The sequence below is a fragment of the Citrobacter sp. 172116965 genome, assembly GCF_013458095.1.
In the GTDB taxonomy this organism is placed as follows: Bacteria; Pseudomonadota; Gammaproteobacteria; order Enterobacterales; family Enterobacteriaceae; genus Citrobacter; species Citrobacter braakii.
Genome location: NZ_CP046673.1, coordinates 4,261,213 through 4,274,796 on the forward strand (window position 1 = coordinate 4,261,213; position 13,584 = coordinate 4,274,796).

At 42.1% G+C, this 13,584-nt stretch carries 13 protein-coding genes, 1 tRNA gene and 1 pseudogene; 11 read left to right on the plus strand and 4 right to left on the minus strand.

The window, feature by feature from the left end; all coding sequences use genetic code 11:
* Positions 1 to 308 precede the first annotated feature (308 nt).
* The 4 genes from GPJ68_RS20695 to GPJ68_RS20710 all read left to right on the plus strand — a co-directional run bounded on the left by GPJ68_RS20695 (position 309) and on the right by GPJ68_RS20710 (position 2,982).
* Positions 309 to 1,016 carry a DUF554 domain-containing protein gene (locus GPJ68_RS20695; RefSeq protein ID WP_047357842.1) on the plus strand — a complete coding sequence of 236 codons (708 nt, stop codon included), beginning with the start codon at positions 309 to 311 and terminating at the stop codon, positions 1,014 to 1,016.
* A 105-nt stretch (positions 1,017 to 1,121) separates the two neighbouring features.
* Positions 1,122 to 1,197, plus strand: a tRNA-Phe gene (locus GPJ68_RS20700).
* 182 nt (positions 1,198 to 1,379) lie between these two features.
* Positions 1,380 to 2,681: an integrase arm-type DNA-binding domain-containing protein gene (locus GPJ68_RS20705; protein WP_180836961.1), complete on the plus strand. Its 1,302-nt coding sequence runs from the start codon at positions 1,380 to 1,382 to the stop codon at positions 2,679 to 2,681.
* Complete coding sequence (locus GPJ68_RS20710) at positions 2,659 to 2,982, plus strand: hypothetical protein (RefSeq protein ID WP_016240325.1); 324 nt, start codon at positions 2,659 to 2,661, stop codon at positions 2,980 to 2,982. The genes GPJ68_RS20705 and GPJ68_RS20710 overlap by 23 nt, the downstream gene beginning before the upstream one ends.
* Before the next feature lie 40 nt (positions 2,983 to 3,022).
* On the opposite strand, the gene GPJ68_RS20715 is transcribed toward GPJ68_RS20710, so the two are convergent.
* The 3 genes from GPJ68_RS20715 to GPJ68_RS20725 are packed head-to-tail and all read right to left on the minus strand — an operon-like array spanning position 3,023 to position 5,116.
* Complete coding sequence (locus tag GPJ68_RS20715; protein WP_049109143.1) at positions 3,023 to 4,501, minus strand: relaxase/mobilization nuclease domain-containing protein; 1,479 nt, start codon at positions 4,499 to 4,501, stop codon at positions 3,023 to 3,025.
* A complete protein-coding gene (gene mobC / locus GPJ68_RS20720) occupies positions 4,498 to 4,869 on the minus strand; it encodes a plasmid mobilization relaxosome protein MobC (protein ID WP_064168947.1) in 372 nt (123 codons plus the stop codon). The genes GPJ68_RS20715 and mobC overlap by 4 nt, the downstream gene beginning before the upstream one ends.
* The gene (locus GPJ68_RS20725; RefSeq protein ID WP_132467411.1) at positions 4,856 to 5,116 is read right to left on the minus strand and encodes a hypothetical protein; all 261 of its coding nucleotides are present in this window, start codon (positions 5,114 to 5,116) and stop codon (positions 4,856 to 4,858) included. The genes mobC and GPJ68_RS20725 overlap by 14 nt, the downstream gene beginning before the upstream one ends.
* A gap of 545 nt (positions 5,117 to 5,661) precedes the next feature.
* Here GPJ68_RS20725 and GPJ68_RS20730 point away from each other — a divergent pair.
* A complete protein-coding gene (locus tag GPJ68_RS20730; RefSeq protein WP_049109144.1) occupies positions 5,662 to 6,366 on the plus strand; it encodes a hypothetical protein in 705 nt (234 codons plus the stop codon).
* A 949-nt stretch (positions 6,367 to 7,315) separates the two neighbouring features.
* On the opposite strand, the gene GPJ68_RS20735 is transcribed toward GPJ68_RS20730, so the two are convergent.
* Positions 7,316 to 7,519, minus strand: a complete 204-nt coding sequence (locus GPJ68_RS20735; protein ID WP_016240318.1) for an AlpA family transcriptional regulator — start codon at positions 7,517 to 7,519, stop codon at positions 7,316 to 7,318.
* A 562-nt stretch (positions 7,520 to 8,081) separates the two neighbouring features.
* Between GPJ68_RS20735 and GPJ68_RS20740 the strand changes: the two genes are divergently transcribed.
* The 6 genes and pseudogenes from GPJ68_RS20740 (at position 8,082) to tnpB (ending at position 13,546) form a co-directional block, all read left to right on the plus strand.
* A complete protein-coding gene (locus GPJ68_RS20740) occupies positions 8,082 to 9,329 on the plus strand; it encodes an integrase arm-type DNA-binding domain-containing protein (protein ID WP_047357843.1) in 1,248 nt (415 codons plus the stop codon).
* A gap of 218 nt (positions 9,330 to 9,547) precedes the next feature.
* Positions 9,548 to 10,609, plus strand: a complete 1,062-nt coding sequence (locus GPJ68_RS20745) for a nucleoid-associated protein (protein ID WP_047357844.1) — start codon at positions 9,548 to 9,550, stop codon at positions 10,607 to 10,609.
* Positions 10,581 to 12,074 (plus strand): hypothetical protein, encoded by a 1,494-nt coding sequence (locus GPJ68_RS20750; RefSeq protein WP_048999018.1) that lies wholly within the window; start codon positions 10,581 to 10,583, stop codon positions 12,072 to 12,074. The genes GPJ68_RS20745 and GPJ68_RS20750 overlap by 29 nt, the downstream gene beginning before the upstream one ends.
* Positions 12,075 to 12,102: 28 nt before the next feature.
* A pseudogene (locus GPJ68_RS20755) lies at positions 12,103 to 12,768 on the plus strand (IS3 family transposase); the annotation flags it as partial.
* 197 nt (positions 12,769 to 12,965) lie between these two features.
* Entirely contained in the window at positions 12,966 to 13,202 is a 237-nt protein-coding gene (locus tag GPJ68_RS25415) for a hypothetical protein (protein ID WP_080978605.1), read from the plus strand.
* The gene (tnpB, locus tag GPJ68_RS20760; RefSeq protein WP_047357846.1) at positions 13,199 to 13,546 is read left to right on the plus strand and encodes an IS66 family insertion sequence element accessory protein TnpB; all 348 of its coding nucleotides are present in this window, start codon (positions 13,199 to 13,201) and stop codon (positions 13,544 to 13,546) included. Before GPJ68_RS25415 ends, tnpB begins: the two co-directional genes overlap by 4 nt.
* Positions 13,547 to 13,584: the final 38 nt, after the last annotated feature.

Below are 13,584 nucleotides of genomic sequence, written 5' to 3' on the forward strand. Positions count from 1 at the left end.
TGCCCTCACCGCATGGTGCGAGCGTAAAGATAAGTCGCGGGAAGGGGCAAACGTCGCGCAAAAAGGCGATGTTGAAGGCGATGTAGGGGGGGTAATATCATCCCAGGCAGCCCCATTCAGACAGGAGAAAATTCGCGCAATCATGGCACCTTTCACTTACAGGCGCAAGATAAAATCCTGTGCGAAAACCTTACAGATAAGCAAGTATTTCGTCTGAAAGTTGCGGCATAATAATGCAATCTGAAACATAATTTCACCCAGCTAATTGCCTTTAGTATCAAGACGATGATGGGTAAGCAGGAGCAAATGTGGTAATCGGACCCTTTATTAATGCCAGCGCTATTTTATTTGGTGGCATTCTCGGCGCGCTGCTCAGCCAGCATATACCAGAACGCATTCGGGTCTCCATGACCTCTATTTTCGGGCTGGCCTCGTTAGGGATTGGTATCTTGCTGGTTATCAAATGCGCCAATCTACCGGTGATGGTTCTGGCAACGCTCGTCGGCGCGTTAATTGGCGAGTTTTGTCATCTGGAAAAAGGGATCAATGCTGCGGTAGCCAAAGCGCAGCAGCTTTTCACCCGCTCGGACGCCAACGTAACGCACGAATCCTTTATTCAAAGCTATGTGGCTATCATTGTGCTGTTTTGCGCCAGCGGTACCGGGATCTTCGGTGCGATACATGAAGGGATGACAGGCGACCCGAATATTTTAATCGCCAAGTCATTTTTGGATTTCTTCACGGCCATCATTTTTGCCTGCTCATTAGGAATCGCGGTATCCGCCATTTGCATGCCGATGCTGGCAATCCAGTTAACGCTTGCCACCTGTGCAGCACTGATTTTACCCCTGACGACGCCAGCTATGATGGCCGATTTCAGCGCCGTAGGCGGTCTATTGCTGCTGGCAACCGGTTTGCGTATTTGCGGCATCAAGATGTTTGCGGTTGTGAATATGCTTCCTGCCCTGCTGCTGGCAATGCCGCTTTCCGCCGCCTGGACGGCATTTTTTGCCTGAGAATGCGTGCATTAGCAGCAATGTGGTGATAGATTGTGCAGTCTGCATTGATTTGAAGAAATTTCGTTGACGAAGCGAAGCGAATCGGGTTTAATGCGCCTCGTTGCCCGGATAGCTCAGTCGGTAGAGCAGGGGATTGAAAATCCCCGTGTCCTTGGTTCGATTCCGAGTCCGGGCACCACTCATTTAGAAACGGACGTCTACTGACGTCCGTTTTGCTTTATAAAGTCAACAAGTTATCCCCTTCCAGTTGTCTACTACTGTCCGTTAAAATCTACTGGCAGCTCCCTCTATTTGTTGGTAAAAATGTTGGTAATCTCAGTTCGATGGGATTTTTACCAACATTTGCACAGGAGGCTTGTTATGCGCTTAACTGATATTGCTGTAAAAAACGCCAAGCCTTCCGACAAGCCAACTAAAATTTCTGATGGCAAAGGGCTGTATCTGCTCGTTCATCCTAACGGCTCGAAGTATTGGCAAGCGGCTTATCGCTATGATGGTAAGCAAAAAGTCTTCTCAATTGGCACCTACCCTTCTGTTTCGCTCTCAGAAGCTCGTACAAGCCTCTTAGCGATGAAATCTCTGTTAGCCAGTGGTATCGACCCACTTCAACAGAAAAAAGCTGTAAAGGCCGAAGAGCGAGGAGATTTTACGTTTGAAGCCGTAGCTCGTGATTGGCACAAAAAAATGTCTGTTAGTGAGCGGTGGATACCTCAGCATAGTGAGCGTATTTTAAACAGTCTTATTAATCATCTTTTCCCTGCTATCGGCTCAAAAGATATTACCAAGTTGACTACGCGCGATCTGTTGCTACCTCTGCGTAAAATTGAGGGCAAGGGCCAACACGAAACCGCTTCACGTTTAAAACAGCGTATTACCGCTATTATGCGTTATGCTGTCCAAGAAGATATGATTACCCATAATCCCGCTAATGAACTTGGCGGCACGTTAATCACACCTAAAAGAACGCATTATCCAGCGCTTGAACTTGAGCAGATACCTGATCTTTTAAGTCGTATAGATGCGTATAAAGGCCGTAGGCTCACTGTATTAGCTTTAAAACTCACTTTATTAGTTTTCATTCGGTCGAGTGAACTACGCTTCGCTCGCTGGCCTGAAATAGATTTTAAAAATGCCTTATGGGTTATTCCGCCAGAAAGAGACGAGATCGAGAACGTTAGATTTTCTGAAAGAGGATCTAAAATGCGCATACCTCATTATGTACCGTTAAGTCATCAGGCCATTGAAATATTAAAAGAGCTAAAAGATATTAGCTATGATATTAGCAATGGTGAGGGTTTGATATTTATCGGTTGTCATGATTATCGTAAACCTATGAGCGAGAATACCGTTAATAAAGCATTGCGACTTATGGGCTATGACACTCAAACTCAAATTTGTGGGCATGGTTTCCGCACAATGGCCTGTAGTTCTCTTGTTGAGTCAGGTATATGGACTGAAGACGCAATTGAAAGACAAATGAGTCATAAAGAGCAAAACAATGTTCGTGCTGCTTATACTCATAAAGCAAAACATATTACGCAGCGTCGTTTGATGATACAATGGTGGGCTGATTATTTGGACGCAAACAAAGAAAGACATATTATGCCGTTTGACTTCGCTAAATGTTATAGGGGGATTTATGGATACTGTGATTTTCAATAACAATGAAGATGCGTACAAAAAGTGGTTAAACGATAATCCAGAAGGATACGTTGTTAACCTGTTAGAGAAAGCCAAAGGTACGGCAAGTAAATCTGACATAAATAGCACATGCCTCCACCATGTGAACTGTTTCGCTATAAATCCTTTAGTGTCAGATAAAGAAAAAACTGGATTTACAACAGGCCAGTATCAAAAAATATGTTCTGTATCAGAGGAGTCTGCTTATAACAAAGCTAAAGAACTTACAGGACTAACGACCATTAAACGCTGTTCTTTTTGTTTTAAGCATGTAGATATATAACAATTTAATACTAAAAAATAAAAGAGGTTTCAAGCCTCTTTTATTTTGGTTTAAAGGTTGGATATTTGACACTCTGTTCTGCTTCCTGCTGTTGTAGTTTTAATGTTTCTTTTTTTAAGTTTGATTTCAATTTGGATTTAAATCTATTTTCATAATCAAACATATATAATGGTTTTTTCTTTATTTCTTCTTTAATCACTTTTTCTTTATTTTTGGGCTGAATAACAGGTTTTCTAATATTTAACCTTTCTCTTATCTCTTCGATCTTAGTTGCTCTACTATTGAAACTGCGACGGCCTTTGAGTCTAAAGTTATTCGTGGCTGTTGTGGCTGTTTCTGCATGATCAAGTATCCTACTGATAGAACCGCTGCTAAGTTTAGAACTCCTACTATTGAAGCCACCTTGATTATAAGTTTTGATTGGTTCTTTATTGTATTGTTTTTTAACTCTGTTGAGTACTTGTGCAGCTTTTTGTGTTGTTCTTCTAACTTTTGGGCCTGTTGGTCTATTATATTTTTCGCTGAGTTTAAAGCTGTTGTGGTTGCTTCTAACGAGTTGTTTACCCTCGTAAGTGTCTGTTGTGTCTGGTTTAATGCTGTACTGACCGACTCCGATAATATCATCATCGTTTCTGATAATGGTTCTACCGTCATTGATATTTGGTTCAATAGGTGATCGTCCAATACTATTTTCGTCATCTGTTTTTCTTGCTGCGAATCTTCTAATGAGTTCATCATCTCTATTTTTGTCATATTTCACCTTGCCTTTAATAGTGTTCCAACTGTATTTTTTACCTAACTGTGAGCCTTTAAAATAAATATTTTTTTCATTATTTTTGATACCAAACGACACTCCGGCGACGTTGCCAGTGCTTGCAACGTTGAAGGCCGGATCGATGCCTACAGCCTGCAGTCTGTCTATGAATGTCTCAAGGTCTGGTTTTCCTACCATAGCCGCCTGTAATGCGTTCTGTAGAACGATACGAGCTGGTTTCTCACCTTTGCGTAGGGCTTGCTCGATCTCGTTCTTGGTTGGTGCTGATACCTCTGATTTTTGCCCTTTGAGACTTTGTGTAATGGTTAAGCCGTGCTTTATCTCCAAACGTTCACAAGCTGCTATTGTGTTAAATGCTGAGTGCTGACCATGCCATACGGAACCGTCTAAACCAATCCTATTGGCTACAATATGGATATGTTCTTTATCTGTATCGTTATGACGCACACAAATATATTGATGCTTTTCTATATCAATATTCATTTCTTTCAAATAGTCTTTTGCTATCTCCTGCCATTGTTCATCTGTTAAATGTTCATTTTTTGGAAGAGATAAAAACGCATGAAAAACAGGTTTTTTTATATCTTGTCTAAAGCTGCTTACAGTTTTAAACTCATCAGTTAAATCACTAACATTATTATAATCACTTGCCATGTTGCTACATATGAAATCGTGATCATCTTTTAATATATACTCAACTCTATTTTTAAATGATCTCCCTGTTTTAGCTACGTTTCCTTTCATACAGTATAAACCTCACAAGCCTTTAATATTCTTTTCATAAGTTGCTTTATAGCAAAGTTAGCTTCTGCGGCTACAGATTGTTTAAAGTCTTCGTTGGTATTTAGTTTTTTAGCAATCTGATTTATATTATTACCTTGATGCTGTATTTCCTTAAACAAGGATTGTTCAAAATCCGGCATTTTTCTTTTAACAATAGGTTCAGAGTTTAAAATCTCTTTTCTAATGTAATGGCCTCTTTCAAGGCCGGAGGCTTCCACAAGTTCTTTTAAATAGTCAAACTCTGCTTTGTTTACTCTAAACTGTATAGATATATCTCTACGTTCTGCGTGATTTAAACCCTTGCGGCCTCTTTTTCTATCTGTATCCATATTTACCACCTCCATAAACATAATCTTTCATTGCTTTGATATAATCTTCATCTTTTTGTTCTTTCAAAGCATCAATAAGATCTTGAGTTTTATTTTCTTTAATATAGCGATAAGCTACAAAATAACATAAATCTTGTTCATCTTTATTTGCTTCAAGAAATGCTGTATTTTCTTCATTTGGGTCTATATAATAAAAATATCTTGCTAATAGTTCTAGCAAGGACTGATCTATATCATTCTCATTCATTTTAAACACTCCTATATATATTTATAAAAACTACCGGATTTTACCGCCTCCCCTTTGATAAGGGGAATAGGCGGAAGGGTAGATATTTTTCAACCCTACGAGCAAAGCGAGATAGGGCCAATCGAAGATTGGGGTATAATACCGGCTACGGGATTACACCTTGCCTCAGTTTCCGAAAAGCTAAAAATAAAGCTGAACTCAACTTATATTTAAATAAATAACCGATAATAAGATCTAGTCAATAGCGGCTACATAAATAAATACACTTCACGCCGAATAAAAAGCAAATAAAAGATAGGGCAAATAATATACTGTCTATTGGTAGCTGTGCGTAATAGGTAGCTTTGCGTAAAAAATGCCGCTGCTTTTGATCGGCGGCGACAGAAAAGTAGAAAACTTGTTTTTCTGCTTTTGCTGGCGTCCATGCATTACAAACAACAATAAAATCAATAAAATAAAAACAACAAACCAATTGCCGAATTAAAGATTTCAATAAAAACTCCAATATGCTATTTTATAAACATCAATACCTTAAAGGATCTATGATGAAAATAAATAAATTTACCTTAGCCATTTTATTTACATTATCCACACAATCTATAGCATGGGCTGATAATATTAATCATGGTTTAGATGAATACGGTAAAAAAGTATCGACGACTTCCGAAAAGGGAGCAATAAAATATATTAAATCATATCGAACAACTGAAAAACCATTAAATGCGTATAGAATGGATTTTGATACCTCTGAAAAAAATCTTTTGAGCGTGCCAAATGCTGCTCATGATAAAACAGCTAAATTGCAAAACTTAGCAATAACTAAAGCATGGGAAGTTAAATTTTGTCAGCCAGATCTGATTAACTTCATGTTAAAAAATAATATTGATATGGTCAGCGGTGCTCTAATAAGTAAAGGTGATATACAACGAATGGCAGTTTGCTTTAAAAGTATGCAATTACCTGAATCAGTATCAGATAAAAGCGATAAAGATATTGTTATAGGCTCATGGTATGACGACGTTGGTTCGCCTGAATTTTTGGATGCAACATTTACAATAACAAAAACATCACAAGGATATTTTTTAAAACGATTAAATGGTGATGGTAGTAGTGGGACCTATAAAATAACAAAACTTGATAATAAATATAAAAAGAACAATGATAAGTTCGGTTCTTATTATATAATAGATACTGAAGGATTAAAGATTTATGACAAGGATGGGTATATAAGAACAGCAAGGAAAAAATAATATCTTTAGTTTATATTTATTGGTGCCTGATAAAATGGCACCTTACTATTTTATATTTCCCGCTCTAGTTTTCCATTCCATTTTTATTTATTTTTTGTACTAGTAGTACTAGAATTTTATCAGCTTAGGTTCTGGGGTTTTAGATGGCGACTTTCAGTCGTAGTAGTTTTCCGTCAGGAAAACTTAGTTTTTCTTTAAGCATTCCCCCCCTACCCCCCACGCCAAAAATGGAAAGATAGAAGATGCTCATTGCGTCTTGAAAATATTCAGAACGTTTCCATTCTGATACTTCCCCCACGACCCACGCAAACAATACCATTGTTATTTTAAAACACTTCTCGTTTTACTAAAGAAGCTATACTAATGTTCTAAAAAACTTTAGGTATTGCGATTCAGGTTGGCAGCTACGTATCACCCGGCACTGCCACAATAACATAAGAACCGCCAATCACTTGAGGAACCTTCATTCTTATACCTGATACAGCAGGTTTTAACGTTATTGCTTTTGAGGATTAAAAAGGGTTCTGGAAATGGTATTTAAAAGACTTGTAAAAAGTTGGGATTTAGATTTGACAAATATAAGTTGATTAGATAATACTTTATTTATATTTGTAATCACGTTCTCGTATAACTGATTACAAGACTTAAAAAAGTCAGCGAAAACTTTTTTAGTCCTTAAAAAGTCAGATTTAATATCTGGCTTTTTTTGTATCTTTATTCTTTATAGATCTCTATATATTACCTGTCAATATAGAATGAAAAATATTTTAAACATCATGATCAATTAGATAAAAGAAAACAAAAAAGGCTGGATTTTATCCGGCCTTTACTCGAAGTATTTAATATTTTCCATATATAGCCTTAAAACGCTCTGTATGCGATTTTAGACGTTTTACACTATAAATAGTGTAATCATATTCAAGATAACAAATAGTAAGTGAGAGTGTTTTTACGCAGCCTGATTACGTGAATAAAAAATCTTTTCATCAATCCACGCATCGATTTCACTTTCAATAAATGCGATAGATCGTTCACCTGTTTTTACGGGAGCCGGGAAACTATTATTTTTAATCAGTCGATAAATCCAAGCTCTGCAAAATCCTGTGCGATCGATTACCTCAGAGATACGGATTAGTTTTGTTTTTTCTTTCATATATTTTTCCTTTTGTTATTTGATGGAATGTATTATTCGAATATCGCTTATGACGATCAACACCTATTTTTGGCATTTTCATGGCTTTTAGAGTGGAAACGGAGATAAAAGAAGATAACTTAATTAAAAACAATTAGTTATCATTTTTAGCAAAAAGTGCTTTTTTATTTGACAACACGATGTTTACACTATCTAAAAACCGATGTTTACTGATGTCTACTAACGAATAATAGCGTAACTTATTGATTTAAATTGACAACACCTATGATTTGTTGGTAAATATACGTTGGTAAAAAACACTACATACTTATTTTTATTCGATAAAACATAGGATTGTATACATGTTCGATTCCGAGTCCGGGCACCAAATTCATATCAACGGACCTCCACGGAGGTCCGTTTTTGCATTCTAAGCCCGCCAAAAGCAACACTTCTACAATCCCTTAACTCCACCCAGCTCAATCAACTTCAACCCGCATCAAGTCCCTTGCGAGGGTATAACTGAGGGTATAGTCTGATTCGATAAAATTTATACCCTTTTTACTATCAGGAGATACCGCCAATGGCGCTCACTGACGCTAAAATCCGTGCAGCTAAACCGGATGATAAACCTTATAAACTTGCCGACAGCGGCAACATGTTTTTGCTTGTTCACCCTAACGGCTCGCGCTACTGGCGGCTCCGATACCGATTTCTGGGCAAAGAGAAAACACTTGCTCTGGGCGTCTATCCTGAAGTCTCGTTATCAGAAGCAAGGGAAAAACGCGATACTGCGAGGAAGCTGATAGCTGAGGGAACTGACCCTTGCGAACAGAAACGGATCAAAAAATCTGTACCCGAAACAGCTCAGACATTTGAAGGCATCGCAAGACAGTGGCATAAGAGCAATAAAAAATGGTCGGATTCTCATAGCGAGAAAATACTGAAAAGCCTGGAGACACATGTGTTTCCCTTTATTGGCTCACGTGACATTACCACCCTCAGGACTCCCGATTTACTTGTTCCCGTTAAAGCAGCCGAAGCTAAAGAGATTTATGAGATTGCAGCCCGCCTTCAGCAGCGTATCACTGCAATCATGCGCTATGCTGCTCAGTCAGGCATTATCAGTTATAACCCTGCCGTAGATATGGCTGGTGCTTTAACGACGGTGAAACGCCAGCATCGCCCTGCCCTCGCCTTAAATCGTATTTCAGAGCTACTTGAACGGCTGGATGCCTACAGAGGACAACCTCTCACCCGACTGGCAACTAAACTTACCCTGCTTATCTTCATCCGTTCCAGTGAGCTTCGCTTTGCCAGGTGGTCTGAGATCGACTTCAGGAAAGCCATGTGGACCATTCCTCCAGAGCGGAAACCGATTGAAGGGGTGAAGTATTCCTATCGTGGCTCAAAAATGCGGACAGAGCATCTGGTGCCACTCTCGACTCAGGCGCTGGAGATTCTGAAAGAGATCCACACCATCAGCGGGGAATATGAGCTGATTTTCACTGGCGATCACAATCCGTGGAAACCCATGAGTGAAAATACGGTGAATAACGCGTTACGCCTGATGGGGTACGATACAAAGGTCGATGTCTGTGGCCACGGCTTCCGGGCAATGGCCTGTAGTTCGTTGATTGAGTCAGGGTTATGGTCGAGAGATGCTGTTGAACGCCAGATGAGCCATCAGGAACGTAATGGCGTACGTGCAGCTTACATTCATAAAGCGGAGTTTCTGGATGAACGCAGGCTCATGCTGCAGTGGTGGGGGGATTTTCTGGATGCAAACCATGAAAAGCCGGTCTCACCTTTCGATTACGCCAGACAATAATTATAATCTTTTCTCCCGGCAGAAATGCCGGGAGAATGTTTCCTTATTTTATTTTTTTCCCTGTATACCTTTATTCACAGAGGTATTGGAGGCTCACTAACACCTGACCCTGAGCTGAAATATTTTACGCAGGGACAGTGGATTACCTATACTACCCAGGTTAAAGCCTGCCACAGCAATTAATGATAAAATAAGACACGAAATAACGGGATGCCACTATGAGCTTTTTAACGGATGAAGAAATTAATGCACTGACAATAAAACGAATGATTTTCCATGTCGTTGGCGGGGAACTGGAGATCCCCGTGCTGCTCAGTGAAATATCACCGCCTGAACACGTCGATTTTTTTCTGGAGCGGATTAAATCTGCATTAAGCGGTAACATGTTCCGGTTTACGGAATTGTCCAATACAGAGCGTATTCTGCGCCTCATCAGGAACCATGCCGATACCAACACCAGTAGTTTCACCGAACAGTCCACCTTTCTTGCAAACGATTTTCAGTCTCACCATCACACCAAGAATGCCAGTATGGGGGTATTCTTTCTTTTTGAGCTTCGCACCCTCAACGATGAAAAACTGTTTGCTCTCATTAAATATGATAATGAAGATGTGGTGCGTTACGTGCTGGATGAAGAAGGAAACGAGTTTCAGGTCCCCAGACTCGAACGTTTCCGCGAAAGTTTCGTCAAGAAAGCGGAAGCCATGCAGAAAATTGCTCTGGTCCGCCTGACGGCAGATGCTCAGGGTGGACAGGTTGTCGTACGGGATCGCAGCAAACGAACCAATATCTCCGTTTATTTTGAGCGTTTTTTGCAGGTACAACGAGTCAACAGTACAACCGACCTCAGCAACAAACTGGTTGCCGCGCTTAAGGATGTCTTCAAAAAGCACCGCGACCTGCTGCCGGACGACATCAGACGCAGTGGTGTTAACAAGATTTATGAAACGTTACATCACGGGGCACAGGATTTTAATACCGATGAGCCGCTTTCCCTGCTGAACCAGATTTTTGGACCAATGGAAGAAGATCATCCACTGGTCAAATCCTTCACCCGAAAAATAAAAGACCTGGGCATTTCAGGTGAATCTTTCCGGATCGTCCCTGAGAACATCCCTAAGCCACGGAAAAGAAAACTGGAAACACTGGAAGATGTTATCGTTATCTACGATGAGGATAATGCCCCGGATATCGAAACGATGGAAGACGGGCGAAAACGTATAGTGATTGTGACTGCTGGGCTGGTGACAGATGACATCGATACTGGAAAAAATCGGTAAGGCAATTGACTGCTCACGCCGCGCATCTGATCTGGTGATCACGGAAGATCAGCAAACAACCACCCGGAAACTGTTCATTTCCGGAACCATGGATAATGACACCCTTCAGTTATGGGGAGATGTGATAGATACTGATGCTGAAAACCTTAGGATCACCTTTGTTGATGAAAGTCGGGATGATATCCACCCTGCGCAGGGTGTCCCCGGTCAGAAACACTTTATCACCATAATCAGCGATGAGATCCCCGGGATCCTGCGACTCTTCACCCTGGAAGGGTGGCGCACGTTTTTACTCCAGGATCCTAGGCTTCGTCAGTATCACCGTATCTACGCCCTGTTTGTCAATGAATCGTTTGAAACACAACAGTGGAAGGTTGTGCCATGGAAACAGATGCAGCCGGAAGAGAGCGAAACCAACGCCCCCACCCGGACAGTCTCCGCCACAAAAAGTATTATCAGGTGTTTTTCAACCGACTTTCTTCCTCCGGATACCATCACCCCCTGGATCCTGATATCCGGCGATAAAATGACCGACGAACCCATGAAGCTCTGGGCGTCGCTCGCCTGCCGGGAGTTGTTGAAGTGTTTCGCCAATGAGCTTTTTTCCGCTGAAATAAAAAAAGTCGGATTGTCCGGAAAACCGCCACGGAAAATCTCTTTCGGGGAAGAACATGAGACTCTGTCCGCCTTTGACGTCATTCAGGAAACGGCAAAATGGATTTTTCTGGAAGGGGACGAAATTGAGCTTAAACATACCTTTCTGTCCAGCGAACTGGCCAGAGAATGGCCGGAGGGTGTCACATTCTGTGAAGGCATTGTGTACCGGCTCCCCCCTGCGCTGGAGTCAGCCAGGCTGCTCTACAAGGCCCATATCCGGACGGGGGGAAAAGACACCCTGAAATCGCTGGGCGATTTGCGAAAAAACCTGACAGAGGATACCCAAAAAATTCTGCAGCAGTCGCGAGACCTGTCTTCCGCGTTGTGGAAAGATATGGCCCTGGTTATCAGCACGCTGGTTCTTCGCTACAGTCTGGAGGCTCTGAAGGCAAGTGGTCCGCAAAAAGTGTATGCCCTGGCATTTTGTGCACTGGCCCTGTATATCGCCATCTCATACGGGGTGTCGGTCTATATCAACAGGCATTCCCTTTTACTGCTGGGAAAAAACAGAACCACCTGGAGAAATAAGTTATATGGTTTTCTGGATGAACAGGATTACCAGGAGCTGGCAGGTCTTCCTGTTAATGCCGCAATGCAGTCATATCACCGGGTTGAGCGACTAACGTCGATCATAGTACTTATTCTGGTCACACTATTACTCACGGCAGCAGCGAGTGAATTCTGGTCGATCAGTATGCTCTTTCAGTCTGGCTACACCTGGGTTATGAGTGGGCTACAGTTTCTGACTCCTTCGTGGGTCCAATGCGGACCGAACGGGGTTCTTGTGTATCCTTCAGGGCTGAAATGAAGCAATCAGAGATCATACTCAGCCCTGATATCGAAGGATCAGACTGGCATGCCGTAACGAGGGGGTATTACTTAACGGTAAAACTGTCAGAAAATTAATGAAAGAGCTGGGGATTAGCAGTCTGATCCGCATAAAAAAATACCGATCATACAGAGGGTCAGAAGGTAGAACCTGCGATAACATCCTGAAGCGACAGTTTGATGCAGAGCGACCAAACGAGAAGTGGGTAACAGATGTCACTGAATTTAAAGTAAATGGTCGGAAGCTTTATTTATCACCGATAATGGATCTTTATAATGGTGAAATTATCGCTTACAACCTTGCTGCCCATCCATTGCCATCGATGGTGAATACTATGCTCACCGACGCTATGAAACTGTTGGCTAAAGCTGAACGACCACTCCTGCATAGCGATCAAGGTTGGCAATATCAGATGCCGCGATGGCAGCAATGGCTAATGAGCAATGGTATAACCCAGAGCATGTCACGTAAGGGAAATTGCCTTGATAATGCCGCAATAGAGAGCTTCTTCGGGACGTTGAAAGCTGAATGCTATTACCTTAATGAGTACAAAAGCGTGGAAGAGTTAAAACGAGACATCACCAGCTATATTGATTATTACAACAATCTGAGAATAAAAGAAAAACTTGGAGGCCTTAGTACGGTAGAATACCGACTAAGGCAAGCTGCATAGGGTTGTCCAAGATCTGGGGCGCAGACCAATAAGTAGTGGGAACCAAAGTGTCAGATATGCAGAAAAATGTAACTCCCGGCAGACGTAAAGGCTGCCCTAATTATTCTCCGGAGTTTAAGCAGCAGCTCGTTGCCGCCTCCTGCTAACCCGGGATATCCATCTCAAAACTGGCGCTTGAAAATGGCATTAACGCTAATCTGTTGTTCAAATGGCACCAGCAGTGGCGAGAGGGAAAGCTGCTATTACCTTCCTCAGAGCGTCCTCAGCTACTTCCTGTGGCTCTCGATGCCACCGCCGTACAGCCAGAACAGCCCGCTGAGAACTCAGAGCTCAGCATCAGCTGTGAAGTGAGCTTCCGGCACGGGACGCTCCGCCTCAATGGCTCTGTCAGCGCAAAACTTCTGACTCTGCTGATACAGGAACTGAAGCGATGATCCCGTTACCTTCCGGGACCAAAATCTGGCTGCTTGCCGGTATCATCGATATGCGTAATAGCTTCAACGGCCTCACCGCAAAGGTGCAGACAGCGCTCAAAGATGATCCGATGTCCGGCCACGTATTCATCTTCCGGGGCCTTAGCGGCAGTCAGGTCAAACTGCTGTGGTCAACCGGCGACGGGCTGTGCCTGCTGACCAAACGGCTGGAGCGCGGCCGCTTCGCCTGGCCGTCGGCCCGCGATGGCAAAGTGTTCCTGACGCCGGCACAACTGGCGATGCTCCTCGAGGGCATCGACTGGCGACAGCCTAAAAGGCTGCTGACATCCCTGACCATGCTGTAGTCCTCTTTATCCTGGTTGTTGCTGTATAAGCCTGGTAA